Source organism: Paraburkholderia fungorum, from assembly GCF_900099835.1.
Lineage (GTDB): Bacteria > Pseudomonadota > Gammaproteobacteria > Burkholderiales > Burkholderiaceae > Paraburkholderia > Paraburkholderia fungorum_A.
In genome coordinates this window covers 1,296,850-1,323,073 of record NZ_FNKP01000001.1, presented here as the reverse complement: position 1 = coordinate 1,323,073, position 26,224 = coordinate 1,296,850, and the positions used below count along the sequence as shown (strand labels likewise).

The 26,224-nt window shown below is 61.5% G+C and carries 24 protein-coding genes; 13 read left to right on the top strand and 11 right to left on the bottom strand.

Going from position 1 to position 26,224, the window contains the following annotated elements:
* Positions 1-90: 90 nt before the first annotated feature.
* Both BLS41_RS05855 and BLS41_RS05850 read left to right on the top strand, forming a co-directional pair.
* On the top strand, positions 91-1,971 hold the full coding sequence (locus BLS41_RS05855) for a glycoside hydrolase family 15 protein (protein WP_074763442.1): 1,881 nt from the start codon (positions 91-93) through the stop codon (positions 1,969-1,971).
* Between the two features lie 181 nt (positions 1,972-2,152).
* Positions 2,153-3,430, top strand: a complete 1,278-nt coding sequence (locus BLS41_RS05850) for a polyhydroxyalkanoate depolymerase (RefSeq protein ID WP_074763441.1) — start codon at positions 2,153-2,155, stop codon at positions 3,428-3,430.
* A 176-nt stretch (positions 3,431-3,606) separates the two neighbouring features.
* Here BLS41_RS05850 and BLS41_RS05845 read toward each other — a convergent pair whose 3' ends face one another.
* The gene (locus BLS41_RS05845; protein ID WP_074763440.1) at positions 3,607-4,239 is read right to left on the bottom strand and encodes a TetR/AcrR family transcriptional regulator; all 633 of its coding nucleotides are present in this window, start codon (positions 4,237-4,239) and stop codon (positions 3,607-3,609) included.
* Between the two features lie 227 nt (positions 4,240-4,466).
* On the opposite strand from BLS41_RS05845, the gene rsxB reads away from it, so the two are divergent.
* From rsxB to BLS41_RS05830, 3 genes are all read left to right on the top strand, one after another.
* Entirely contained in the window at positions 4,467-5,324 is an 858-nt protein-coding gene (gene rsxB / locus BLS41_RS05840; RefSeq protein ID WP_216350604.1) for an electron transport complex subunit RsxB, read from the top strand.
* 23 nt (positions 5,325-5,347) lie between these two features.
* Positions 5,348-5,992, top strand: a complete 645-nt coding sequence (nth, locus tag BLS41_RS05835) for an endonuclease III (RefSeq protein WP_074763439.1) — start codon at positions 5,348-5,350, stop codon at positions 5,990-5,992.
* Positions 5,993-6,111: 119 nt separating this feature from the next.
* Positions 6,112-6,546: a DUF1841 family protein gene (locus BLS41_RS05830; protein ID WP_074763438.1), complete on the top strand. Its 435-nt coding sequence runs from the start codon at positions 6,112-6,114 to the stop codon at positions 6,544-6,546.
* 315 nt (positions 6,547-6,861) lie between these two features.
* On the opposite strand, the gene BLS41_RS05825 is transcribed toward BLS41_RS05830, so the two are convergent.
* Positions 6,862-7,245: a c-type cytochrome gene (locus tag BLS41_RS05825; RefSeq protein ID WP_074763437.1), complete on the bottom strand. Its 384-nt coding sequence runs from the start codon at positions 7,243-7,245 to the stop codon at positions 6,862-6,864.
* 47 nt (positions 7,246-7,292) lie between these two features.
* Positions 7,293-7,661, bottom strand: coding sequence for a c-type cytochrome (locus BLS41_RS05820; protein ID WP_074763436.1), 369 nt, complete (start codon positions 7,659-7,661; stop codon positions 7,293-7,295).
* Between the two features lie 554 nt (positions 7,662-8,215).
* Here BLS41_RS05820 and BLS41_RS05815 point away from each other — a divergent pair.
* The 5 genes from BLS41_RS05815 (at position 8,216) to BLS41_RS05795 (ending at position 13,725) form a co-directional block, all read left to right on the top strand.
* Positions 8,216-9,058 carry an AAA family ATPase gene (locus BLS41_RS05815; RefSeq protein WP_074763435.1) on the top strand — a complete coding sequence of 281 codons (843 nt, stop codon included), beginning with the start codon at positions 8,216-8,218 and terminating at the stop codon, positions 9,056-9,058.
* 155 nt (positions 9,059-9,213) lie between these two features.
* Positions 9,214-10,389, top strand: a complete 1,176-nt coding sequence (locus tag BLS41_RS05810; RefSeq protein WP_074763434.1) for a vWA domain-containing protein — start codon at positions 9,214-9,216, stop codon at positions 10,387-10,389.
* A 90-nt stretch (positions 10,390-10,479) separates the two neighbouring features.
* Positions 10,480-11,700, top strand: a complete 1,221-nt coding sequence (locus BLS41_RS05805; protein ID WP_074763433.1) for a benzoate/H(+) symporter BenE family transporter — start codon at positions 10,480-10,482, stop codon at positions 11,698-11,700.
* A gap of 251 nt (positions 11,701-11,951) precedes the next feature.
* Positions 11,952-12,905 carry a transaldolase gene (gene tal, locus BLS41_RS05800; RefSeq protein WP_074763432.1) on the top strand — a complete coding sequence of 318 codons (954 nt, stop codon included), beginning with the start codon at positions 11,952-11,954 and terminating at the stop codon, positions 12,903-12,905.
* A 391-nt stretch (positions 12,906-13,296) separates the two neighbouring features.
* Positions 13,297-13,725: a VOC family protein gene (locus tag BLS41_RS05795; RefSeq protein ID WP_074763431.1), complete on the top strand. Its 429-nt coding sequence runs from the start codon at positions 13,297-13,299 to the stop codon at positions 13,723-13,725.
* On the opposite strand, the gene BLS41_RS05790 is transcribed toward BLS41_RS05795, so the two are convergent.
* The 4 genes from BLS41_RS05790 to BLS41_RS05775 all read right to left on the bottom strand — a co-directional run bounded on the left by BLS41_RS05790 (position 13,722) and on the right by BLS41_RS05775 (position 18,198).
* Positions 13,722-14,846, bottom strand: coding sequence for an FUSC family protein (locus tag BLS41_RS05790; RefSeq protein WP_074763430.1), 1,125 nt, complete (start codon positions 14,844-14,846; stop codon positions 13,722-13,724). The two genes, BLS41_RS05795 and BLS41_RS05790, sit on opposite strands and share 4 nt — an antisense overlap.
* A gap of 268 nt (positions 14,847-15,114) precedes the next feature.
* Positions 15,115-16,665: a monocarboxylate uptake permease MctP gene (mctP, locus tag BLS41_RS05785; protein ID WP_074763429.1), complete on the bottom strand. Its 1,551-nt coding sequence runs from the start codon at positions 16,663-16,665 to the stop codon at positions 15,115-15,117.
* Positions 16,665-16,910: a DUF3311 domain-containing protein gene (locus BLS41_RS05780; protein ID WP_074763428.1), complete on the bottom strand. Its 246-nt coding sequence runs from the start codon at positions 16,908-16,910 to the stop codon at positions 16,665-16,667. Before BLS41_RS05780 ends, mctP begins: the two co-directional genes overlap by 1 nt.
* Before the next feature lie 340 nt (positions 16,911-17,250).
* Positions 17,251-18,198 (bottom strand): class I SAM-dependent methyltransferase, encoded by a 948-nt coding sequence (locus BLS41_RS05775; RefSeq protein ID WP_074763427.1) that lies wholly within the window; start codon positions 18,196-18,198, stop codon positions 17,251-17,253.
* Between the two features lie 508 nt (positions 18,199-18,706).
* Here BLS41_RS05775 and BLS41_RS05770 point away from each other — a divergent pair.
* Positions 18,707-19,756: a hypothetical protein gene (locus BLS41_RS05770; RefSeq protein ID WP_253189626.1), complete on the top strand. Its 1,050-nt coding sequence runs from the start codon at positions 18,707-18,709 to the stop codon at positions 19,754-19,756.
* A 100-nt stretch (positions 19,757-19,856) separates the two neighbouring features.
* Here the strand turns inward: BLS41_RS05770 and BLS41_RS05765 are convergent, their stop codons facing one another.
* Complete coding sequence (locus BLS41_RS05765) at positions 19,857-20,333, bottom strand: DNA-deoxyinosine glycosylase (RefSeq protein WP_074763426.1); 477 nt, start codon at positions 20,331-20,333, stop codon at positions 19,857-19,859.
* Entirely contained in the window at positions 20,333-21,034 is a 702-nt protein-coding gene (locus tag BLS41_RS05760; protein ID WP_074763425.1) for a chorismate--pyruvate lyase family protein, read from the bottom strand. The genes BLS41_RS05765 and BLS41_RS05760 overlap by 1 nt, the downstream gene beginning before the upstream one ends.
* Before the next feature lie 273 nt (positions 21,035-21,307).
* Here BLS41_RS05760 and BLS41_RS05755 point away from each other — a divergent pair, with 273 nt between their 5' ends.
* Both BLS41_RS05755 and BLS41_RS05750 read left to right on the top strand, forming a co-directional pair.
* Positions 21,308-21,814, top strand: a complete 507-nt coding sequence (locus BLS41_RS05755; protein ID WP_074763424.1) for an OmpA family protein — start codon at positions 21,308-21,310, stop codon at positions 21,812-21,814.
* 147 nt (positions 21,815-21,961) lie between these two features.
* Positions 21,962-22,234, top strand: coding sequence for a hypothetical protein (locus BLS41_RS05750; protein ID WP_143026223.1), 273 nt, complete (start codon positions 21,962-21,964; stop codon positions 22,232-22,234).
* Between the two features lie 161 nt (positions 22,235-22,395).
* Here BLS41_RS05750 and htpG read toward each other — a convergent pair whose 3' ends face one another.
* Positions 22,396-24,294: a molecular chaperone HtpG gene (htpG, locus tag BLS41_RS05745; RefSeq protein WP_074763422.1), complete on the bottom strand. Its 1,899-nt coding sequence runs from the start codon at positions 24,292-24,294 to the stop codon at positions 22,396-22,398.
* A 203-nt stretch (positions 24,295-24,497) separates the two neighbouring features.
* Entirely contained in the window at positions 24,498-25,952 is a 1,455-nt protein-coding gene (locus BLS41_RS05740) for an aminotransferase-like domain-containing protein (RefSeq protein WP_074763421.1), read from the bottom strand.
* Between the last annotated feature and the right edge of the window lie 272 nt (positions 25,953-26,224).

Genomic DNA, 26,224 nt, shown 5'->3' with positions numbered 1-26,224 from the left:
AACGAACCAAAGCGCATCGTGCGAGTCCCGTAATAACCATGACCGAGACGCCGCGGTTCGCGCCGCGCGTCATAACCGATACGCTTATCCATGCCTGCACTTATCGAAGACTATGCGCTCATCGGCGACGGCCACACGGCCGCGCTCGTCTCCCGCGACGGTTCCGTCGACTGGCTCTGCTGGCCGCGCTTCGACTCCGGCGCGTGCTTCGCGGCCCTGCTCGGCACCCCCGACAACGGCCGCTGGCTGATCTCCCCGGTCTCGGATACGCCACCCACCATCACGCGCCGCTATCGCGGCGAAACGCTGATTCTCGAAACCGATTTCGACACGCCCGAAGGCGCCGTCACGCTGATCGATTTCATGCCGCCGGGTAACGGGTGGTCGGAGATGGTGCGGATTGTCGTCGGCAAACGCGGCACCGTGAAGATGAAGATGGAACTGGTGCTGCGCTTCGACTACGGCTTTTCGATTCCGTGGGTCGACCGTCTGAAGCACGACAGCGGCATTAAGGCGATCGTCGGGCCGGATAACGCGGTGCTGCGCACGCCGGTCGAGTTGCGCGGCGAGGACATGAAAACCATCGCCGAATTCACCGTGAGCGAGGGCGAGCGCGTGCCGTTCGCGCTGGCGTATGCGCCGTCGCATCTGCGTATTCCGCCCGCGCGCGATCCGCACACATCGCTCGCGCGCACCGAGAATCACTGGCTCGAATGGTCGGCGCGCGGCACGGTGGAAGGCCGCTGGGCCGAGCCGATCCGCCGCTCGCTGATCACGCTGAAGGCGCTTGCCTACGAGCCGACCGGCGGAATCGTCGCCGCGCCCACCACGTCGCTGCCGGAGCAGCTCGGCGGCACGCGCAACTGGGACTACCGCTACTGCTGGCTGCGCGACGCCACCATCACCCTGCTCGCGATGATGCGCGGCGGCTATTACGACGAAGCGCGCGCATGGCGAAGCTGGCTCGGCCGCGTGATGGCGGGCGCGCCCGAGCAGTTGCAGATCATGTACGGGATCGCGGGCGAGCGGCGTCTGCCCGAATTCGAAATCGACTGGCTGCCGGGCTACCAGGGCGCGAGCCCGGTGCGCATCGGCAACAACGCGGTCGGCCAGCGGCAACTCGACGTCTACGGCGAAGTGATGAACGCGCTGCATCTGGCGCGCGTCGGCGGCTTGCAGGCGGACGACACGGCGTGGAACGTGCAGTGCGCGCTGCTGAAACACTTGGACACGATTTGGCGGGAGCCCGACGAAGGCATCTGGGAAACGCGCGGCGGCCGCCGGCATTTCACGTTCTCGAAAGTGATGGCGTGGGTCGCGTTCGATCGCGCGATCCGTTCGGCCGAGATGTTCAAACTCGACGGCCCGCTCGACGAGTGGCGCGCCACCCGCGACACGATCCACGCGGAAGTCTGCGAGAAGGCATGGAATGCCGATCTCAATGCGTTCTCGCAGTTCTACGGCAGCGACCAACTCGACGCCAGCGTGCTGCTGATGCCGATGGTCGGCTTCCTGCCGCCGCAGGATCCGCGAGTGAAAGGCACGGTGGCGGCGATCGAACGTGATCTGATGCACGACGGCTTCGTGATGCGCTACCGCACCACCGAATACGACGATGGCCTGCCGCCCGGAGAAGGCACGTTTCTCGCGTGTTCGTTCTGGATGGTGGACAACCTCGCGCTGCAAGGCCGGATGGACGAAGCCATCGCGATGTACGAGCGGCTGCTCGCGCTGTGCAACGATGTCGGGCTACTCGCCGAGGAGTACGATCCGGCTGCGAAGCGCCTGGTCGGCAACTTCCCGCAGGCGTTCTCGCATGTGGCGCTGGTGCACACTGGCTTGAACCTGATGAAGCACGAACAGGAGATGGCGCAGGCGACGGGCCAGCCGCCCCATAGCGGCACGATGGAAGACGAACTTAAGGCTGAGGCAAGCCCTGATAGCGGCGCAGCAACATCGTCAGTAGCATGATTTAGTGACAATTTGCATGCGCGCCGCATGCAAATTGCTGCATTGCACAAGTACGCTGAGTTCGATATGATCGATCAGACTGTCGGCCGAAAATCAATGTGCCCACAACCAAATTTGGCCCGCCACAACGCCTCACGCGTGTTTGCGAAGCCCCATGCGAACCGCTTAAAACGGAGCACCCATGCTCTACCAACTGCATGAATTCCAGCGGGCAATGTTGAGCCCGCTCACCGCCTGGGCCCAGGCCGCGTCAAAATCCTTCGCGAATCCTGCCAGTCCTCTAGCCTATGTGCCGGGCGCCACGCGCCTCTCAGCCGGGTACGAACTACTCTACCGACTGGGTAAAGATTACGAAAAGCCCGAGTTCAACCTCCATCAGATTGTCAAAGACGGCCATAACATTCCGATCATCGAACAGACGATCGTCGAAAAGCCGTTCTGCCGCCTGATGCGCTTCAAGCGTTTCGCCGACGACAGCGACGCTGTTACCCAATTGAAAGATGAACCGGTCGTGCTGGTTTGCGCACCGTTGTCGGGACACCACGCCACGCTGCTGCGCGACACCGTTCGCACGTTGCTGCAAGACCACAAGGTCTACCTGACCGACTGGATCGACGCGCGCATGGTGCCGCTCGAAGCCGGCGAGTTTCATCTGGACGATTACATCGCGTACATTCAGGAATTCATCCGCCACATCGGCGCGAAGAATCTGCATGTGATCTCGGTATGTCAGCCGACCGTGCCGGTGCTCGCCGCTATTTCGCTGATGGCGAGCCGCGGCGAAGACACGCCGCGCACCATGACGATGATGGGTGGCCCGATCGACGCCCGCAAGAGCCCGACTTCGGTCAACTCGCTCGCCACGCAGCACTCGTACGAATGGTTCGAGAACAACGTGATTTTCACGGTGCCGCCCAACTATCCGGGCGTGGGCCGCAAGGTTTATCCGGGCTTCCTGCAGCACACCGGTTTTGTCGCGATGAATCCGGAGCGTCACGCAGCGTCGCACTGGGATTACTACCAGAGCCTCCTGCGCGGTGACGAAGACGACGCGGAAGCGCATCGCCGCTTCTATGACGAGTACAACGCCGTGCTCGACATGGACGCGGACTATTACCTCGACACGATCCGCGTGGTGTTCCAGGAATTCCGTCTTGCCGAAGGTACGTGGGACGTGTCCGGCGAACGCGTGCGGCCGCAGGACATCACGAAAACCGCGCTCTTCACGATCGAAGGCGAACTGGACGACATTTCCGGCGACGGCCAGACCTATGCCGCGCACGACTTGTGCACCAGCATTCCCGAGCAGGACAAGCGCCATTTCACTGCGGAAAAATGCGGGCACTACGGCATTTTCTCGGGACGCCGCTGGCGCACCATCATTTATCCGCAATTGCGCGAGTTCATCCTTGAGCACAATAAGGCGCCCAAGGTTGCGAAGGAAAAAGTCGAAGCCTGAGTAAATCCCAGGTGATACCGCGAGCAGCAATTTGCACAACGGCCTCTTTCGAGGCCGTTGTTGTTTGCGAACGTTGCAGGTTCGTGGCGTGTCGACTGTGCGCTTATTGCGAATTACCCGCAAATTAATGCCGCTTTAAAACTCGCACACGTTAGCGGCGTCTTCACCCCACCCTTTTACTTTCGCAACAGATACGCGAGCAGCAACTCGGTATTCATCTGGATCACTTCACTGCGTTCGGCGGGGCTGCTGAAGTCGCGGCCGAGTGTTGCCTCGAGCGTGAAGCGATTGGACACGATGTAATAACCCATGCCCGACAGCGTCACGTAAAAGCGCAACGGATCGACGTTTGTGCGAAATAACCCAGCACGCTGACCGCGTTCGAGGATGCCGCCGAGCGTGGCGACGATCGGCGAGATCATTTCGCGGATGCGCGTCGATTTCTGCATGTAGCGTGCTTCATGCAGATTCTCGTTATTGATGAGACGCAGCAACTCGGGATGATCGCGGTAGTAATCCCAAACAAAATGCGCAAGACGCGTGACCGCCTCGACCGGCGCAGAGCCGCTCAGTTCGAGCGTACGTTCGGCTTCGTTGAGCGCGCTAAAAGCATGCTCGAGAACAGCGGTGAAAAGCTGCTCCTTACTACCGAAGTAGTAATACAGCATTCGTTCATTCGTTTCCGCGCGGCGGGCGATCTGATCGACGCGCGCGCCGAATAGCCCTCCATTTGCAAACTCTTCGGCCGCCGCAAGCAAAATGCGGCGCCTCGTGCCTTCAGGATCTCTTTTGATTTTCGGCTGATTCATGGTGGCATCGTCTTCGTGAGCCGCGTTATCCGGGTCGTGCCGCCGGTCTCTCCTCGGACCTGCACCGGCAGCACTGAACGGGCGCGCCATGGTTGGGGGACACCCTTCTGCGGTCTTTCGAAAAAGCGCTTCGATTATGGCACATGGATTGCGGATGGCAATTGGGGAAATCGGCGATAATGTGCCATTTAGTTCAAGCTGTGCGGCCGCAAGCCGAACCCCACGTCGTGACCGTGACAGACATACAAATACTCGCGGATCGCATTGAAGATCTGCTGCCCCAAACGCAATGCACGAAGTGCGGTTACCCCGCATGCCGTCCCTACGCCGAAGCCGTCGCAAATGGCGAAGCCAATTACAACCAGTGCCCGCCCGGAGGTATCGAGGGCGTCGCGCGTCTTGCTGCATTGCTCGGCAAACCGGTAATTCCGCTCAATTCCGCCAATGGCGTCGAACGGGCGCGTCCGTTGGCGGTTATCGACGAACAGGTTTGCATCGGCTGCACGTTGTGCATGCAGGCATGTCCGGTCGATGCAATAGTTGGTGCACCGAAACAGATGCACACCGTTATCGCCGAACTCTGCACCGGTTGCGATCTGTGCGTGCCGCCCTGCCCGGTCGATTGTATTTCGATGCCGCCGGTCACCGGCGACGCAACCGGCTGGGATGCATGGAGCCAGAGCCAGGCCGACGCTGCGCGCACTCGCCACAACCAGCGCGAAGCGCGTCTTGCTCGCGAACGCGAAGCCGCAGAAGCCCGTGCTGCGGCGCGGCGAGCCGGTACGGCTGCCGACGCCCCCGTGTTGAGTCCATGCGCCACGCAAACCGCCGAAGCTGCGGCGCCGAGCAACGCTCCCGCCGCCGACGACGCCGAAGCGAAGAAACGCGCGATCATCCAGGCCGCGCTCGAACGTGCTCGCAAAAAGAAAGAGGAGTTGGCGGCCAAGGGCCAAGGTCCGCGGAATACGGATCAGGTCAGCGCCGACGTGCAGGCTCAGATCGACGCCGCCGAAGCGCGCCGCCGCCGTCTCGGACTCACCGCCGAAGGCAACGGCGATGCCGACAAACCGTCCAACCCGCGCTAGTCGCCCGTCAACTCCAGCTCCGCATGAACGCGAACAAACGCCGCGCCATCTACGAAACGCTTCAGAGCCTGAATCCGCATCCGACCACCGAGCTTGAGTACACCTCACCGTTCGAATTGCTGATCGCCGTGCTGCTGTCGGCGCAGGCCACCGACGTGTCGGTCAACAAGGCGATGCGCAAGATGTTCCCGGTCGCGAACACGCCGCAGAAGGTTTTCGATCTCGGCGAAGAAGGGGTGACCGGCTACATCAAGACGATCGGGCTGTATCGCACCAAGGCGAAGAATGTCATCGCAACGTGCCGGATTCTGCTCGACCAGTACGGTGGCGAGGTGCCGGAAGATCGCGAGGCGCTCGAAAGTCTGCCGGGGGTCGGGCGGAAAACGGCTAACGTGATCCTGAATACGGCGTTCGGCCATCCGACCATCGCGGTCGATACGCACATCTTTCGGGTTGCCAATCGAACCGGGCTCGCGCCGGGCAAAGACGTTCGCACGGTCGAGGCGGCGCTGGAAAAATTCACTCCCGCCGAGTTCAAGCAGGATGCGCACCACTGGCTGATTTTGCACGGCCGCTATGTGTGCCGGGCGCGCAGGCCGGAATGCTGGCATTGCGCGATCGAGCCGCTTTGCGAGTTCAAGCCGAAAACGCCGCCGCCGGATCTTTGAGAACGAGAATGCCGGGGCTGGCGGCTCCAGCAGCCTCCACCACCCCGGCGTAAAATATCCACCTGCTCGCGCATGCGTTGCGCTCAAAGCATTCCACTTAAATACGCACCGGTCCCACGATGTTTAATCCCAGCCGCGACGAAGTTCGTCTCTTTTTCACCGACACCTGGCGCAAACAGCGCAAAGGCGAGATTCTGACGCCGCTGGAGGCCATTGCCGCCGACTGGATCGTCGAACATCCCGAATATCACGCCGACCTGAGCGACGGCGGCGCCGCGCAAGCGCAGGACTACTCGCCGGAACGCGGTCAGACGAACCCGTTCCTGCATCTGTCGATGCATCTGGCCATCACCGAACAGTTGTCGATCGACCAGCCGCCGGGCATTCGCGCGGCGCATGAGCGCCTCGCCGCTCGCCTCGGCTCGACTCACGAAGCGCAGCACGCGATCATGGATTGCCTCGGCGAGACCATCTGGGAAGCGCAGCGCACCGGTACGCCGCCGGATACGGATGCTTATCTGCAACGCATCGAACGCCGCGCCACGCGCGATTGATGAAGCGAGCAGCGGTTGCGGACGCGGGAAAGGCAATGTCGGCAAGTGTATGGCCGCCGCTCGGCGGCACACTGGCGCGCAAGAGTTAGGGTTTAGCTTTAGCTCCAGGAATGACGGCCACGACACCGTCAGCCAGCGGCACCGTCCGATACAGACTCAGGCCGTGGCGTCATGAAAAACGTGCAGCGGTCGAAAGTAAACTCCTTGTCCAAAGCCAAAACCGTCCCAAGTCTCCCAAAACAAAACACCTCGCCGAAGCGAGGTGTTTTCAATCCGAGGCTCAATCCAAAAGCACGCGCAAAACGCGCAGCGCCGTTACTTCTTCTGCACCAGATCGCCGCTCAGCGATTCGATGTAAGCCGCGATATCTTTCATGTCGTTCGGCGAAAGGCTCTGCACCTGCGCCTGCATGATCGCGTTGTTGCGCCCGAGGTGCGGATTGCCGTTGCCCATCTGGTATTGACGCAGCGCCCAGTAGACATAGTCGGAATGCTGTCCCGCCAGCTTCGGATATTCAGGACTGACCGGCTTGTTCAGGTTGACGCCGTGACATGCCGCACAGTTGTGGCTGTCGGCCAGCACCTTGCCGTTGCCGGCGTCGGCAGCGTGCGCGAAGTTCGCTGCGCCCAGCCCCATCATTACCGCCGACGCGCATGCAGCCTTGAACACCGTGTGGAGTGCCTGTTGTGGCTTAATCATGAATTCTCCTATCCCGCGAATAGTTATAGCCGGGTGACCGACGCCGATCACTTGTCGGGATTGCTTTTCGAAGAGGAATTTTGCGCCGCGTAGTAAGCAGCGATGTCGGCGATGTCCTGATCCGACAGCGTGACGGCGATGGCATGCATGGTCTCGAAGTGCCGGTCACCCTTCTTGTAGCCATGCAACGCGTTTTCGAGGTAGGCCTGATTCTGGCCGCCCAGCATGGGTACGCGGTACACCTCGGGATACGCCGTGCGATATTCGGGGATGCCGTGGCAGCCGATACACATCGCGACTTTGCTCTGGCCGGCCTTGGCGTTACCTACGACATCCGCTGCCTGCGCACTGGCCGCGAAGCCCCCAAATACCGACAGCGCAACGATCACAACGTTTTTGCCAACGAATTTATTCATAGCATGTAACCTGGCTTGAGGGGAGACGGGCGCCCGGAAAGGCAACGACCCACGCCGTTCTTCTTGTAGGGTAGCCACGCAGGCCAAAAAAATCGGGCTAATTGTACCGCGCTGTCGCTCCGAACGTCCACCGGGCGGGGCTGCGGGGGCGGCTCATCAAAGCCTTGCCGCAGGACCGGCCGTTTTACCGCGAAAGTCCCGCCAGGCAAGGTTTTTCGTCCGACTAAAGCAGCCGCCGACCGGCTTCGCCGAGCCGCGCAAAACGCCCACGCAGCGCACTCATACAGCGTTTACCCGCTGCCTGTATTCGATGCGATTCAGTAGCTCATTCGGCAGCTCACGCGGCACGCCTCCCGAACGCTTTGCGAATCGTGGCAATGCCAGCCGGCAGACCCACGGCAACGCCCAATTTGCCATGGATACATCCGCTTCCGCATGCCCCGGCGCGGACGACATCGCACGCCACATCGCGGGTCATACCATACGCGAGCCGGTTTCAAGGCAACAGGTCTTCTGACTTATACTGGGTTTTTTCCAAAAAAGAGCACCTCGCCATGCGTTTCGAAGGCTCATCGCAGTACGTCGCCACCGACGACCTCAAGCTCGCGGTCAACGCCGCGATGACGCTGAAGCGCCCGCTGCTGATCAAGGGCGAACCCGGCACCGGCAAGACCATGCTCGCCGAAGAAGTCGCCGCCGCGCTCGGCATGCCGCTATTGCAGTGGCATATCAAGTCGACCACCAAGGCCCAGCAGGGTCTGTACGAATACGACGCGGTGTCGCGTCTGCGCGACTCGCAACTCGGCGACGAGCGCGTCAAGGACATCCGCAACTACATCGTCAAGGGCGTGCTGTGGCAGGCGTTCGAGTCGGACGAGCAAGTCGTGCTGCTGATCGACGAGATCGACAAGGCCGACATCGAATTCCCGAACGACCTGCTGCGCGAACTCGACCGTATGGAGTTCTACGTGTACGAGACGCACGAGCTGATCCGCGCGAAAAAGCGCCCGCTCGTGATCATCACGTCGAACAACGAAAAAGAGCTGCCGGATGCGTTCCTGCGCCGCTGCTTCTTCCACTACATCAAGTTCCCCGATCCGGTGACGATGCAGCAGATCGTCGAGGTGCATTACCCCGGCATCAAGAAGGACCTGCTCGCCGCGGCCATGCAGAGCTTTTTCGAACTGCGCAACGTGGCGGGGTTGAAGAAAAAGCCGTCCACGTCGGAATTGCTCGACTGGCTCAAGCTGCTGCTCGCCGAAGACATTCCGCCCGAAGCGCTGCGCTCGTCGGATCAGAAGCAGATCATTCCGCCGCTGCACGGCGCGTTGCTGAAAAACGAGCAGGACGTGGGCCTGTTCGAGCGGCTGATTTTCATGAACCGCAATAACCGTTGAGCAGTGATTGGCCAGCGGTTCGGATCGCGTTGACCACGATCGACCGCTGACTGGCGAGACCAGTCGGCGGCAACGCAATCCAGACCGCCAGCCGGTGTGAACACAGCGCCGCTCGCCCGTCGCCGCTGTGGCAACTATCTCGCATGGGACCCAGCATGCTGATCGATTTCTTCTACTCGTTGCGCGCCGCCAAACTGCCGGTGTCGGTCAAGGAATATCTGACGCTGCTCGAAGCGCTCAAAGCGAACGTGATCGCGCCGTCGCTCGACGAGTTCTATTACCTGGCACGCATCACGCTAGTCAAGGACGAGCAGTATTTCGACAAGTTCGATCAGGCGTTCGGCGCGTATTTCAACGGCGTCGCGCAGGCGTCGGAACTCGCCTTCGACGTGCCGCTCGACTGGCTTAAAAAGAAGCTGCAACGCGATCTGTCGCCGGAAGAAAAAGCGCAGATCGAAGCGATGGGCGGCCTCGACAAGCTGATGGAACGCCTGAAGGAACTGTTCGACGAACAGAAAGAGCGTCACGAAGGCGGTAGCAAATGGATCGGCACGGGCGGCACGTCGCCGTTCGGCAACGGCGGCTATAACCCGGAAGGCGTGCGCATCGGCGGCGATGCGGGCGGCAACCGCACCGCCGTGAAAGTGTGGGAAGCCCGCGCGTATCGCGATTACGACGATCAGGTCGAAATCGGCACGCGCAATATCAAGGTCGCGCTGCGCCGTCTGCGTCGCTTCGCCCGCGAAGGCGCGGCCGAAGAGCTCGATCTGCCCGACACGATCCGCAGCACCGCCGCGAACGCGGGCTGGCTCGATCTGAAGATGGTGCCGGAGCGGCACAACAAGGTGAAAGTGCTGATGCTGCTCGATGTGGGCGGCTCGATGGACGACCACATCAAGCGCACTGAAGAGCTCTTCTCGGCAGCCAAGGCCGAGTTCAAGCATCTCGAGTTTTATTATTTTCACAATTGCGTCTACGACTTCCTGTGGAAAAATAACCGCCGCCGTCACGCGGAACGGATGCCGACCTGGGACCTGCTGCACAAATTCACGCCCGACTACAAGCTGATCTTCGTCGGCGACGCGACCATGAGCCCCTATGAAGTGCTGCAGCCGGGCGGCTCGGTGGAGTACAACAACGCCGAAGCCGGCGCAGTCTGGCTGCGCCGGCTCGCGGACCACTTCCCGCATTTTGCGTGGCTCAATCCCGAGCCGGAAGGTTTGTGGGCGTACCGGCAGTCGGTCAGCGCAATCCGCGAAGTGCTGGGGCAGCGGATGTATCCGCTGACGCTTGCCGGGCTGGAAACCGCGATGCGCGTTCTGAGCAAATAGCCTGGGCCTCGCTTTGGATCAGGGGCTTCAGGTCAGGTTTCGCATCACGTTTGGGTCACGTTTAATTCTCGACTATAAGAAAACATCTGCATGAGTCCATCTTCATCGCCTGAGCTGTCGCCAGCGGCCACGCCGCCCAAACGCATCAATCCACTCGCCGACACGTCGCTGTCCGCCATCGTCGCGGGTTTCGTCGCGATGATGACCGGCTACACGAGTTCGCTCGTGCTGATGTTCCAGGCGGGCCAGGCCGCGCATCTGACCGATGCGCAGATTTCGTCGTGGATCTGGGCGCTGTCGATCGGCATGGCCGTGTGCACGATTGGGCTGTCGCTGCGCTTTCGCGCGCCGATCGTGATTGCCTGGTCGACGCCCGGCGCGGCGCTACTGGTTTCATCGCTGCCGCATGTGTCGTACCCGGAGGCGATCGGCGCATTTATCGTCTGCGCGGTGCTGTTGACGGTGGTCGGCCTGACCGGCTGGTTCGACACGCTGATGAAGAAAATTCCGGCGGGTATCGCGTCGGCGTTGCTGGCCGGGATTCTGTTCGAGATCGGCATCGAGATTTTCCGCGCTGCGCAGTTCCAGACCGCGCTCGTGCTGGTGATGTTCTTCACTTACCTGATCATCAAGCGGATCGCCCCTCGCTATGCAATCGTGACGACGCTGGTGGTCAGCACGGTGGCCGCGGGTGTCCTCGGGCTGCTCGATTTCAGCCGGTTTCACGTTGCGCTGGCCCACCCGGTGTTCACCTTCCCGGCGTTTTCGGTGGCGGCCAGCGTGAGCATCGGCATTCCGCTGTTCGTGGTGGCGATGGCCTCGCAGAATGTGCCGGGCATCGCCGTGCTGCGCGCCGACGGCTACACCACGCCGTCAGCGCCGCTGATTTCAACCACCGGCATCGCGTCGCTGCTGCTCGCACCGTTCGGCTCGCACGGCATCAATCTTGCCGCGATCACGGCAGCGATCTGCACCGGCCCCGAAGCGCACGAAAACCACGACAAGCGATACACCGCCGCCGTCTGGTGCGGCATTTTCTATCTGATCGCCGGGACTTTCGGCGCGACGATTGCCGCGTTGTTCGCCGCGCTGCCGAAGGCGCTGGTTGTGTCGGTCGCGGCTTTGGCCCTGTTCGGCTCGATCATGAGCGGCCTCGCCAACGCGATGCAGGACGTGAAGCAGCGCGAAGCGGCGCTGGTGACGTTCATGGTGACGGCGTCGGGGCTGACCTTGCTGTCGATCGGCTCGGCGTTCTGGGGGCTCGTCGCGGGCGTGCTGACGCAACTGGTGTTGAATGCGCGTCGCGCGTGAGCAGGCTTGCCCGCGCTAGCGGCTGTACCGCTGTGCCACCCAAAAATCCGTTTGAACGGATCGCCGAGTCCAACTGTCAATACCGGTTCAGGCGATCCGCCATAGAATAGAAGCATCCGTCAGCGTTCCCGGCCAGATTGTGGGAATGCTGCAGCGTGACCCGCGGCCGCCGTCGCTGATTCGTCCAGTCAGTCAGGCGGCGACCTCATTTCTCCTGAACCACGGCGCAAGCGCGCCCTGAAGGCTCGAACATGACAACCGCACTCGACCAACTCAAGCAATACACCACCGTCGTCGCCGATACCGGCGACTTCCAGCAGCTTGCCCAATACAAGCCGCAGGACGCGACCACCAATCCGTCGCTGATTCTCAAAGCGGTCCAGAAGGACGACTACAAGCCGCTGCTCGAAAAGACCGTCAAGGCACATTCGACGAAGCCGGTCGGCGAAATCATCGACCAGTTGCTGATCGCCTTCGGCACCGAAATCCTGAAGATCATCCCGGGCCGTGTGTCGACCGAAGTCGACGCGCGCCTGTCGTTCGACACCGAAGCGTCGATCGCCAAGGGCCGCGAACTGATCGCGCTGTACAAGGACCACGGCATCGGCCGCGAACGCGTGCTGATCAAGCTGGCGTCGACGTGGGAAGGCATCCGCGCGGCCGAAGTGCTGCAGAAGGAAGGCATCCACTGCAACATGACGCTGCTGTTCTCGCTGGCCCAGGCCGCAGCCTGCGCGGAAGCGGGCGCGCAACTGATCTCGCCGTTCGTCGGCCGGATTTACGACTGGTACAAGAAGAACGCCGGCAGCGCGTGGGACGAAGCGAAAGACGGCGGCGCGAACGATCCGGGCGTCAAATCGGTGCGTCGCATTTACGCTTACTACAAGAAGTTCGGCTACAAGACCGAGGTGATGGGCGCGAGCTTCCGTACGCCCGGTCAGGTTCTGGAACTGGCTGGCTGCGATCTGCTGACCATCAGCCCGGATCTGCTGCAAAAACTGCAGGAAAGCACCGAGAAGGTGGAGCGCAAGCTGTCGCCGGAAATGTCGAATGACGCGAGCATCGAACGCGTGCCGGTCGACGAATCGTCGTTCCGTTTCCTCGTCAACGACGAGGCGATGGCAACTGAAAAGCTGGCTGAAGGCATTCGCGCATTTGCCGCCGATGCCGTGAAGCTGGAGAAGCTGATTGACGCGCTGCGGTAAGCGCTAGCGCCGTACGCCGGTCATTCGGACTTCGCGGCTGGTGTAAGCACCCAGATTTCGATAGCGCTTTGTGCTGGCGAAGATCGAAACAAGCGGCCCGGAACTGTATGGTTCCGGGCCGCTTGTCGTTTCAGGCAGCGCTCGGACGCTGCACGGCGGAGCAAGAACTATCTAAGTCTGCGCCAACCCGCTCGCCGTTCGCAGACGCTTGCGCCAAAGCCGTTAGTTGCCTCTGCCGCACAGTCGGTGGACGCCAGCCTCTGCCCCCGCCACCCTACGCAATAACGTCACAATCCCCACGACAACGGACGACTACAATCGTCTGCACGCCCTTCCCCGCTGCCATCAGGCGAGGAGCCCGGCGCTGCTGACCCAATAACGGGAGACGATCATGTACGTTCAGCCTTACGTGTTTTTCAACGGCCGTTGTGAAGAGGCGCTCGAGTATTACAGCGCAAAGCTCGGTGCCGAAGTGACCTTCAAGATGCGCTACAAGGACGCGCCGCCCGACGCGCAGAACCAGCGCCCCGGTCTCGAAGAAAAAATCATGCACGCGAGCGTGCAGGTGGGCTCGACCAACTGGATGGCGTCCGACGGCAATTGCGATCCGAACGACAGGATGAGCGGCTTCAGCCTGGCGCTCACCGCCGACGACGCGGCCTCCGCGAAAAAATATTTCGATGCGCTCGCCGACGGCGGCCAGGTCGTCATGCCGCTTCAGCCGACCTTCTGGAGCACCGGCTTCGGCATGCTGGTCGACCGCTTCGGGCTGATGTGGATGGTGTCGGAACCCGACCGCCCCGACTCCGCGCCCGCCTAAACCTTAAGCAAAGTCCGCGAATGCCGCTCGATGTTCCAGTTCGGCTCGGTTTCCAGCAACAGCGCGCGCAGCCGGTCCACCTGCTCCGCGAGCCGCTGCCCAAGCCAGTACGGCCCCTGCAGATCGGGCGGCAGCGTCAACGCGAGATCCGCGTGATGCTGCGCGAGCGGCGACGCAGCCGGAATGCTGTAATGCGTGACGCGGCCGAAGCGCAGTGCGCGCGCCATTGCCAGCAGAATGCCACGCACCGCACGAACTTCGACGCCGCATTGCGCTGAATACGCGGCGCGCGCGGCGGCGTCGGCGTGCATCAGCGGACCGGTCGCGAGCAATTCCAGCGCGCTCAACACCGAGCGATGCAGCCGCTGAATTTCCTCCAGTTTCGACTGCGGTACGTCGATTTCCTTCGCCACCGACGGCATCAGCGAGCGCAATTGCACCAGCCGCTTGTTGATCAGCAGAAAGCGTTTGACCTGCTCTTCCTCGCTGATCGTGCCGCCGTCGATCAGCCGCGCGTAGACCGACGCGCATTCGCGCAGATTCGCCGCGAGCCCGTAGCGCCAGGAATAGGTCGCGTGCAGCGGCAGCGCGAACGAAAACGCCAGCGCGATCACGATGCCGATCAGCACGTTCAGCGTGCGCCACAGGCCGACGTCGATCAGATTGTCGCCGTGCCCCGCGACGATACACATCGTGATGGCCGTCAGCAGCCCGATATAGCCCGATGACCCGATCGCGAACCACGCGCAGATCGCGGCGACGATCGACATCAGCACATAAGTGAGCGGCAGCGAGCCGATCAGATTCTGCTGCACGATCAGCACCAGCCCGATGGTCGCGCCGAGCAGCGTCCCGGCCGCGCGCTCGGCCGCTTTCTTGCGGATATTGCCGTGATGCTGCAAGCCGCCGATCACCACCAGCAGCGTCACCGACGACCAGATGCCGTGCGGAATATCGATGCCGGTCGTCGCCAGGATCGAAAACAGCATGGCGAGACCGACGCGCAGACTGTGCAGCACCTTCGCGTGCCGATAGCGGTAATACGGCGAGGTGACCGCGCGGACCGCCCGGCTGAGCGCCGAACGGCGTGGAATCACGGTGCGGGAATCGGCAGAGGCCATGGCGGCGCGTCGGACGCGGTGAGGGACGGTTTCGCTATCGTGCCCTGGAGTGCGAGGTAAAGACAAACGCTGCGACGCCCGAGCCGTCCGGATAGACAGTTGCGATCAACACGTAAAGCAATCCGCGCGCGGACTTCCGTATCGACAAAAACAAACGCCCGCACGCTTTCGCGTGCGGGCGTTGTGTCGCGTTGTATCGTCAGCGCGCCATGATCAAACAGGGCAATGCAAACAGCTGGCCAAACAGAATCGGCTCAGACGATAAAGATCAGCCCTCGACCACGTCCAGATAATCCTCCGGACGCGTGCGGTCTTCGGCGCGCTTCATGCCGAACGCGCGCACTAGCAGGCTCACCACGACCGACACCACCAGGTTCACGATCAGCGACCACACCGCCGCATAGCCCGGAATCGCCATGCCGAACAGGTGAATCGTGAAGATCGAGCTGGCCAGCTTCAGCGAAATCGCCATCCACGTGCCGGTGGCAATGCCGACCGCCCAGCCGATCAGCAGGCCGCGATAGTCGAGCACGCGCGTGAACAGACCGAGCACGATGGCCGGCAACGTCTGGATGATCCAGATGCCGCCGAGCAGTTGCAACTGGATCGCGTACGTCAGCGGCAGACCGAGAATGAACGCGACCGCGCCGACCTTGACGATCAGCGACACCAGCTTCGCGACATTGGTCTCCTGCTCGTGCGTCATGTTGCGGTTGATGAACTCCTTGTGCACGTTGCGCGTATACAGGTTCGCGGCCGCAATCGACATGATCGCCGCCGGCACCAGCGCGCCGATCCCGATTGCTGCGAACGCGACGCCGACGAACCACGACGGGAAGAAGTGCAGGAACAGCGCGGGCACCGCGAAGTTCGGGCCGAACGCCTTGAAGTACGGCGCGAATTCCGGCATGTCCTTCACGCCCGACGCGAGCGCCATGAAGCCGAGCAGCGCGAGCAGGCCAAGCACCAGCGAGTACGCCGGCAGCATCGCCATATTGCGGCGGATCGTGTTACCCGATTTCGACGACAGCACCGCCGTGATCGAATGCGGATACAGGAACAGCGCGAGCGCCGAGCCGACCGCCAGCGTCGCGTACGCGCTATAGCCGTTCAGGCTGGACACATCCGGCGACTTCAGCAGCAGTTTGGCCGGCGGCACGACGCCGAAAATGTGACCGAAGCCGCCCAGCTGCGGCGGAATCACGATGATCGCCGCGAAGATCGTCACGTAGATCAGGATGTCCTTGACCACCGCGATCATCGCCGGTGCGCGCAGGCCCGATGTGTACGTGTACGCCGCGAGAATCGCGAACGCGATGATCAGCGGCAGATCGCCGACAAAGCCCGTGGTGTCGAAACCCAGCGCGCCGATCACCACTTCGATCCCGACCAGTTGCAACGCGATATACGGCATGGTCGCGACGATGCCGGTCAGCGCGATCGCCAGAGCGAGCATCCGGCTGCCATAGCGTGCCGACACGAAGTCCGCCGATGTCACGTAGCCGTGACGTTTCGCAATACTCCACAGTTTCGGGAACACGACGAACGCGAACGGATAGATCAGGATCGTGTACGGCAGCGCGAAGAAACCCGTGGCGCCCGCGCCGAACACCAGCGCCGGCACGGCAATAAACGTATACGCCGTGTACAGGTCGCCGCCCAGCAGGAACCAGGTGACGATCGTGCCGAAGCGGCGGCCGCCCAGACCCCACTCTTCCAGATGCGCGAGGTCGCCGCGCCGCCAGTGGGCCGCGACGAAACCGAGAATCGTGACGCCGATAAAAAAGAGGACGAAGACAAAGGTTGCGGTGGCGTTCATTATCGTGCGCCTCCCTGCGTGCGGCCGTCGGTACGGGAACGCGTCTTGGTCTTGAAGTACACGAGCGCCGTGATCACGGCGCTGATCAGCACCCACAGAAGCTGGTACCAGTAGAAGAACGGGAAGTCGAACAGTTGCGGTTCGATCCTGTTGTACGACGGCACCCAGATCATCGCAATCCAGGGCAACAGCAGCAGCCACAGCCAGTGCTTGCTGGCCTTGTTGGCGTCGGCGTCGTGAGCCATGACGTCTCCTCTTCGTATTATTGAAATGTCGGCCCGTGTTCGACGGGAGGTGGATCCCACACTGAGGGCCGCCCCGCGGGTGCCACGGGCGCCCCGAAAGCTTCGAAAGAGTATAGGAGTCGCAAATGCGCGGTCAAGCAGGGACGACCCTTGGCGAAACCGTGCTTTTGACAAGGCTCGTTGACGATTGAAGGCGGGGAATTCGATGCGCGGGAAGCTCGCCTGGAAGGCGTCGCGCGGATACGGCGGAGGGTGGTGCAAAGCGGCGAGGTGCCTGCCGGACAGCCCGTTGCAGGCTGCCCGGCAGTGCCGGAGATCATGGAATCAGACGCTCAGACATTCAGACGGAGAACGACTCGCCGTTCTGCCCCGTCGATTCCTGCAGACCCTTGATCCACTTGCGCGCCGGCAGGCCGAGTTCCGCTTCGATCAGCTTCGCGCGCGTTTGCAGGGCGCTGAACGGCACGTCGAGCGCCGGTCCCGAGAACGCAATCGCGATGCGGTTGCCGTCGTGCACTTCCGGCAGCGCGACCACGCGGCCGTCGAACGCTTCGTTCAGACGCTTCATGTTGCGCACGAAGCTCGGGTGATCGCCGAACAGATTCACCGTCACCACGCCCGCATCGGTCAGACATGCGCGCACCGCGCGGTAGAAGCCGACGCTGTCGAGCACCGGGCCGCGCGCGGTCGCGTCATAGACGTCGATCTGCAACGCGCCGATCGTGCCGTGATTCGCGCGGTCGTTGACGAAGTCCCATGCATCGATTTCGTGCACGGTCAGACGGGCGTCGTCCTGCGGCAGGCCGAACATCGCGTGAGCAGCGATCACCACGGCCGGGTTCACTTCGACCGCCTCGACCTTCGCATCCGGCAGGAAACGGTACGCGAACTTGGTCAGCGCCGCCGCACCCAGACCGAGCTGGACGATGCGCTTCGGCGTTTCGATGAACAGCAGCCAGGCCATCATCTGCTGCGCGTATTCGAGTTCGATGTGATCGGGCTTGCGCAAACGCATCGCCCCTTGTACCCATTCCGTGCCGAAATGCAGGAAACGCACGCCGCCTTCTTCCGAGAATGTCACCGGCGCAAAACGCGGCTTGCGCGGCGTTTCGATTTGCGGCGCGTCTTGCAGATCGTCGTCGTGCAACGCGCGTTTGCTGTTGCGCGCCGGTTTCTGCGCAGCCTTTTGCACGGATTTAGCGGTTTTCTGTTTTCCGCCGACGCTGTCCGCGTCGCGGCTACGGAAGGCACGCGCCTCGGCCGAAGCGCGTTTGATCAAGTTCGTCATGTGAGGATGTCGCGTTGGAAACGCAATTTTTGGTCGAACGAGAGCATAGCATTCGACGGGGGCGGGGCTGGGTTTTGAGGTGGAGGTGAAGGCTTCGCGTTTGCTCCGCTCGTAGCGCAAAGCGAGTGCGTTTTTACGCACGATACTGTGAAGCGATTCGCCACGCATGATCTTCGCAAGCGAAGTCCATGCAGCGTTTATGCAACGCGATATTCATCGGGCATCACGCCGACGAGCGGCCAGGGACGCGGCCTGCAAATACGGTTAAACACGGCAACTCGCTGTAAATGCATGAGCGCTAAAAGGATTTAGTGAGGCATCTGGTTTCCGACAAAAGATCTCGAAATTTCTCGTAACAGGCTTCATTCGATCGCTGTGTCGAATCTGCTGTGCGCTCGGGTAGCATGGCCGCGAAATTACGCTATCTCGCCGCATTCATCATGCAAAGCCGACTCAAGAAACGGCATCGATCAGGAAAACAATCAAAATGAAAGCCCCGAAAATAAAATTGCAAGAAATTTCCACGCACGTTGCTCTGGCCGTGACATTCATCGGAGTACTCTCACTCACCGCATGCGGTGGCGGCGGTAGCAGCGGTTCGGCGGCCACGACACCGGCCAACCTGAGTGCAGTCCAGCAGAACTACGAGAGTTTCACGCTGGCCAGCAATGGCGGCGCGCATTATCTGCGCGGCTCGCTGCTTATTTCAAGTTCGTCTACGGGTGCGTTGACGGTGAGTCCGAGCAGTTCGCTCTTCACGCAAGATTCGAGTTTGCCGCAAAGCCCCGCGACCAGCGGCCCACAAATGTTGACGACAGGTATGTCGACGGTGGCGTCGGGATTTGCCGTGCCAACGCTGACTCCTGACCGTTATCTGGTGAACGGGGCAGTGGTGACTGAAGCCATTCCGGCTCAGGTTCAGGTGAGTTATGTGGGCGACAACGTTCAGGAAACCGACTACGCCACCGACGGCAAGACCGTCACGATGACGTTACTCGGCACTAACTACACCAACGTTCCTTTGTCCGGCGCAATTTCGGCTTCGCCGTCGGAGCTATTCGACGACAGCGCATTGGGCCTCATCACGAACACGGTCAATGGCTCTTCGCTGTACAACAAATCGGCGACATGGCAAGCGGGCGCGGCATACATGAAGGTGACCCGGCAGGTGGTAGGCGACACTGTTTTCGTCGGCGATTGCGTAGCGCCCGCCACCACGGGAAACAACATCACGCCATGCAGCACGACGATCTCGACACTGGAGGCGTTTTTCCCCTTTACCAGCGCGAACGACGGCAAGACCTATAACCTGAGCGACGGCCAGATCGTCACGCTCGCAGGCGGCATTCGCGCATGGGTCGCCAACACGCTGATGAATACTGCGACACCCGAGTACCGGGTTCTGTATCAAAACAACGGCGAGATCTTCGAGGGTGCGCTGATGAAAGACGGTACAACCCTCTCCCTTTTCCCGGCCGGAAGCACGACGGCACAGAACTTTTATATCTTTCTGAACAAGGCGGCGGTGCAGTCTATCTCCTCGGCTTTGACGTTCTGATACACGCCGGATAGCGGCTTCGATTGGAGTACAGGCTTGCGAGAGGAGGTCCACCGTTGGACCTCTTCGCTCGCAACTTCTGGTCGGAATTAGCGCGCCGTCACTCGACGACGGCACGCCACAGCACCAGCTTCTGCTCAAACGAAAGCATCGCATTTGCCGGACTCGACGAAGGCAGCACCAGCGTGTCGTAACCCGCCGCGCCGATCACGGGCGCAAAGCGCCCCGCTGTCTTGCCGTTGAAGCAGACCTTCGTGAGCTTCGGCGCGTGCGCGCGAAGCGACGCGAAATCGTTGGGACTTGCGTTGCGGATCGCGGCATCGAGGCTACCTTCGCGCTCACACGCGGCAAGCACGTCCCATACACCGATGCCGTGAGCCAGCACGCGCCGCAAGCGCTCCTCGTAGGCAAGTTCGACGAGTTGCGCTTCACCCAGCACTGTTCCTAGCAGGCGCCAGAACTGATTTCGCGGATGCGCGTAGTACTGCGTCGCCGCCAATGAAGCTTCACCGGGGAAGCTGCCTAGAATCAGCGTATGTGTATCTGCGGCGACGACGGGAGGAAAGCCACGCAACATCAGCGGCCTCGCCCGTCGGAACTGCGCGGCGCGGAATGCGCACGCGAAGCCGTGTGCTCAAGCGAGCGACCGTGTTCGCGCATGCGTGGATGCGCGGCATGCGCCAGTGAAGCAACACCTTCGTGCGAGCTCCTCAGTTCACTTGACACGGCCAGATGCGCCCACAGCGCCGGCAACATGCATTCGGTCACCATCAACGGTGCGCGGTGTCGTTCGAAAACCGAGCGGCGCGCAAGCAACACCTGCGGCGACACGTCGCCAATTTCACACGCAGCCAACCGATATAACGGATGCCGCGCAGTTACCTTGCGGCTCACCAGAGCCGAACGCGCGACGCTGCTGTCGCTATACAGAAGCTCGGCGAGCGGACGCGTGCGCAAGCGCCGCGTAGCCTGCCAAACGCCGACGCTCGCCGCATGCGGCGTCACGCTATGAGCGGCGACGAAAGGCACACCATTGACCGACAACACCACTTCGCGCACCCACACAGGCGCGCGCGGCGTAATGCCGAGTGCGGCGCATTCGTCGGCCCATGGGAGCGCCACACATTCGCGTGTGACACGCACGGCGACCGGGCCTAACGCACGCAAATGCGCGGTTAGTGAGCCGCCGCGAGTCAGCCAGTCTTTCTGGGCGGCACTCAGGCCGGGTAAGGGCGCAACGCGCCAGTGGGCGTCGGCGGCATCGAAACGGATAGACATGGTATCGGATTATAACGGCGCGATTCCCAGTGGAATTTTCGCCTGCGTCATCGGCTGCTCCGAACCTTCCAGCAAGTCTTCCGGGCAGCATTTTCAACCGGGGAGGTATGCGCAAATTACACGCGTTAGCCCTCCGCAATCCGTACGCCATTTTCAGATATCGCTGATTCCCCTCTCCGCCCGGCCCACGATAAAACCGTCGTGCTTGACCAATCCGGCGGATCGCCCGCAATCGAGTGGCTCGCCACGTGATCGAATAAAAGGAGAAAAAACATGAGAACAGTCCTGAGCGTAACGGCGTGCGCCTTGTCGGCCGTATTGATGGCCGGATGCGCGGCCCCGCTGAATCGCGATACCGAGACCTCGCTGAACAAGGCGGTGGGTATCGAAGTGGCATCTGTCGCGGAAGGTGTCGCGGTCAAGCTGCCCGAATCCGCGTTGTTCGAGTTCAACCAGTCCGATCTGCGCGGCGACGCGACGGCGGTCGTGAATCGCTCGGCGGTGCTGCTACAGCGCAGCCGCAAGCCGATCGTCGTCGAGGGCTATACCGACAACGTCGGCACGCTCGAATACAACCAGCAACTGTCCGAAGCGCGCGCGACCTCGGTGGGTTATGCGCTCGTAGAGCGAGGCGTGGCGATCGACCGGGTACGAACCAAAGGCAACGCGTACAACAACCCGGTCGCCAGCAACGATACGCCTGAAGGACGCGCGTTGAACCGTCGCACGGAGATCATCGTGCGCGGTGAATCGGTGGATACATTGATGGGCAAAAAGTAACTCACAAGCCGTTCGCGGCGCAATCTGAAACGCGTGGCGAGAGGTCCATTTTTGATAAATTTTATTTAGCTAACCATACTTAATTCAAGTAACTGAGAGCAGCACTTAATCACCGAACACTTCGACAACACAACTTTGGAGCCCAGCTTGAATATAAATAATCTGCCAGAAACCTCTGATCATCTTGCTCATCTCGCTGCCATTGTTCTACTGCGTACAGACGCTTCGCGTGAAGAAAAAGAATTGGCTGGGTCTGCGTTAGCGCAACATCACACGTCGAGGCAGACCAGCAAGGTAATCGGCAGTCTCGCGGCGAAAATACTGGCGGACAAAAACGCTTGCTACGAGGCAAAGGAACTCGCCGGCTGCGTGCTTTCGCAAGTTCGCCATGTTCAGGGGCAAGCGTCTGCCGCACGCTGAGTAATGTCGGCTTCTGCGCTGGCTTGAGTCTCGCCAGGCAAAAGTCAGCCAGAAGCCAGGAGTCAGGCCAAAAAAAATGCGCTGCCGAAGCAGCGCATTTTTTATCGCAAGCAACAGGCGTCACTACGGCGACGCCCGCTCTCACTCAAACACTCAGGTACTCAACCCGCACGTGCCAGCAACAACGCGTTCGTGCGCTTCACGAAGCTCGCCGGATCTTCCAGCGCGCCGCCTTCGGCAAGCAAAGCCTGATCGAACAGCAGGTGACACCAGTCGTCGAAGTTCGCGCTATCCGTGTGCAAGCCCTTCAACAGCGCGTGTTCCGGATTCACTTCGAGAATCGGGTGGGCCGACGGCGCCTGCTGACCCGCAGCCTTCAGCATGCGCTGCAGGTAGCCGCTCATTTCGTTGTCGTCGGCGACGAGACACGACGGCGAATCGGTCAGACGGAACGTGAGACGCACGTCCTTGGCCTTGTCCTTCAGCGCTTCCTTCATCTTTTCGACGAGCGGCTTGAACTCTTCACCGACCTTTTCCTGCGCCTGCTTTTCCTCGTCGTTCAACGCGCCGAGATCGAGGTCGCCGCGCGCCACGCTTTGCAGCGGCTTGCCGTCGAATTCGTTCAGGAACGACAGCATCCACTCGTCGACGCGATCGGTCAGCAGCAGCACTTCCACGCCCTTCTTGCGGAACACTTCGAGATGCGGGCTGTGGGTCGCGGCCTGCCATGTGTCGGCGGTGACGTAGTAGATTTTCGACTGCTCGGGCTTCATCCGCGCGACGTAGTCGGCCAGCGACACGCTCTGCTCCGGCGTCTCAGTATGCGTCGACGCAAAGCGCACCAGCTTCGCAATCCGCTCGCGATTGGCGTGATCTTCGCCGATGCCTTCCTTCAGCACCTGGCCGAATTCCGTCCAGAAACCGGCGTACTTCGCCTTGTCGGCATCGTTATCCGAGTTCGCCAGTTCCTCCAGCATCGACAACGAACGCTTGGTCACGCCTTCGCGAATCGCCTTGACGTCGCGGCTTTCCTGCAAAATTTCACGCGATACGTTCAGCGGCAGATCGCTCGAATCGACCACGCCCTTCACGAAACGCAGGTACGTGGGCAGCAATTGCTCGGCGTCGTCCATGATGAACACACGCTTCACGTACAGCTTCAGGCCGCCGCGATGATCGCGGTTCCACAAGTCGAACGGAGCGTGAGTCGGCACGTACAGCAGTTGCGTGTACTCGCTGCGGCCTTCGACGCGGTTATGCGTCCACGTGAGCGGGTCCTGATGATCGTGCGCGAGATGCTGATAGAACTGCTTGTACTGTTCTTCGGTGATGTCGTTCTTCGAACGGGTCCACAGCGCGCTGGCCTGGTTGACGGTCTCGTCTTCGTCCTTCGTGACCATCTCGCTCTTTTCCGCGTCCCACTCTTCCTTTTGCATCAGGATCGGCAATGCGACGTGGTCCGAGTACTTCTGAATAATCGACTTCAGCCGATGCGACGACAGCAGTTCATCCTCATCCGCGCGCAAGTGCAGCGTGATGGTCGTACCGCGCGCGGCGCGCTCGATCTGCTCGACCGCGAAGTCGCCCTCACCCGCGCTTTCCCAGCGCACGCCTTCCGAGGCCGGCAAACCGGCACGGCGCGTTTCGACGGTGATCTTGTCGGCGACGATAAAGCCCGAATAGAAGCCCACGCCGAACTGGCCGATCAGCGCTGCGTCTTTCTGCTGGTCGCCGGAGAGCTTGCCGAAGAATTCCTTGGTGCCCGAGCGCGCGATCGTGCCGAGGTTCGCGATCGCTTCGTCTCGGCTCATGCCGATGCCGTTGTCGTCGAGCGTGATGGTGCGCGCGGCCTTGTCGTACGACACGCGAATCCGCAGATTCGGATCATTCTCGTACAGCGCGCTATTTTCGATCGCTTCGAAACGCAGCTTGTCGGCCGCGTCGGAGGCGTTGGAAATCAGCTCACGCAGGAAAATTTCCTTGTTGCTGTACAGCGAATGGATCATCAGTTGCAGAAGTTGCTTAACTTCTGCCTGAAAGCTCATGGTTTCTTGTGCCATGGTCGGACTTCCTCTCTGTTGCAAATAGGGTTCAGGTCAGGCGTGGTGTTCAGGCGCCGTTCGATGCTGGCTGTCCGCACGCGATTGCGCAACCGCGCATGCCGGACAGCGGCGGCCGGACTGCCCCGCCGCCGGCTGGCCGGCCGCTAAAGCACGCGGGGCCGCCGGATTGTTCGCCTAACTGGGGACAATCCAACACGTTTTCAAGAGGCGCGACGGATGACGTTGTCGATATAGCGGCTCAGAAACGCCGCCAGTTCAGGGTCGCCGCAGTTTGCGATGTTGAAGCGCATCCACGTGGTCGGCGATTGTTGCGGCGAGAACAGGCTGCCGGGCGTCAGCAGGAAGCCGGCTTCGTGACCGGCTGCCGCCAGCGCGCCAGCGTCGACGCCGGTATCGGCCCACAAAAACATGCCGGCTGTCGGCGTCATGAAGAGCTTCATGCCGGTCTTTTCCAGCATGCGGATCGATTTTTCCCGCACGCTGTCGAGCCGTGCGCGCACCCGCTCCACATGCCGCCGGTAATGCCCTTCGGTCAGGATCTTGTACAGCACGCGCTCGTTGAGTTCCGGGCTCGTCATGCCGACCAGCATCTTCTGATTGCTGACCTCGGTGGCCACCTCGGGCGCGGCCGCGATGAAGCCGACCCGCAGGTTCGGCGCGAGTGTCTTTGAAAAGCTGCCGAGGTAGATCACGCGCTTGAGCTGGTCGAGACTTGCGAGACGCGTGCCGGGTGCGCTCGGCGGACAAAGGTCGCCATAAATATCGTCCTCGACGACGATGAAGTCGTACGCCTCGGCAAGGCGCAGGATTCGAAACGCCTGAGCTGCCGTCAGCGACGTGCCGGTCGGGTTCTGCAGCACCGAATTGATCACCAGCATTTTCGGCCGCCACGTCTGCACCAGCGATTCGAGCGCGTCGAGGTCCGGGCCGTCGGGCGTGTACGGCATGCCGACCAGCCGCGCGCCTTGCGACGCGAAACGGCCGAACATCTGGAACCACGCCGGATCGCCGACGATCACCGCGTCGCCCGATTTCACGTAAATGCGCGAGATCAGATCGATGGCCTGCGTGATGCCGGACACCATCACGATCTGATCGGGCGATGCGCCGATTTCCAGTTCTTCGAGCCGCGTCTGCAATTGCTGGCGCAGCGGCAAAAAGCCTTGCGGCGTGCCGATGCCGAGCATCTGCGCGCCGCTTTGCCGTCCCAGCGTGCGCAGCGCGTTGGTGATCAGATCGCCATCGAGCCAGCGCGGCGGCAGATAACCCAGCCCCGGACTGCGCTCGGGACGCGCGCCGGTGTACAGCATGTTGCGCAGCAGCCAGACGACGTCGATCGTGGTCGGCGCGGGCGCCGCCTCGGGCGCGCGCGGGATTTCCGTCACCGGCGAGCCGCCCAGCCGCTCGCGCACATAAAACCCGGAACCGCGCCGCGACTCCAGATAGCCTTGCGCGACCAGCCGCTCATACGCCTCGACCACCGTGAAACGCGACACGTGCTTGTCGAGCGCGAGCTTGCGGATCGATGGCATGCGCATGCCGGGGCGGAACACGCGCTCCTCGATACGGCGACGCGCCCACTGGACGAGTTGCTCGACCAGCGTCATCGAGGTGGTGTCGTGCGGAACAGGAATCTGGGCAAGCGAGACGGACATGGCGTGACTCCAACTGTACCGAATAGTATCGAATCGATTGTACCGTTACTGTGCAGGTCCGCGCCGCTACATTTGAGACAACAGAGGATGGCAATGCAGCGGAAATGCCGGCCGGACAACGGTTTGGGCTCCCGCGAACGATCCGGCAAACCCGGATCAATGCCATCCGCATGGCCCGCCGATCCGGCAAACGGTTATGCTTACGGCCCCGGCAGCGCTGCCGCTACATCTGGCGCGCACCGGATTTCCGCAGAAAACCGTTTCCTCGCTCC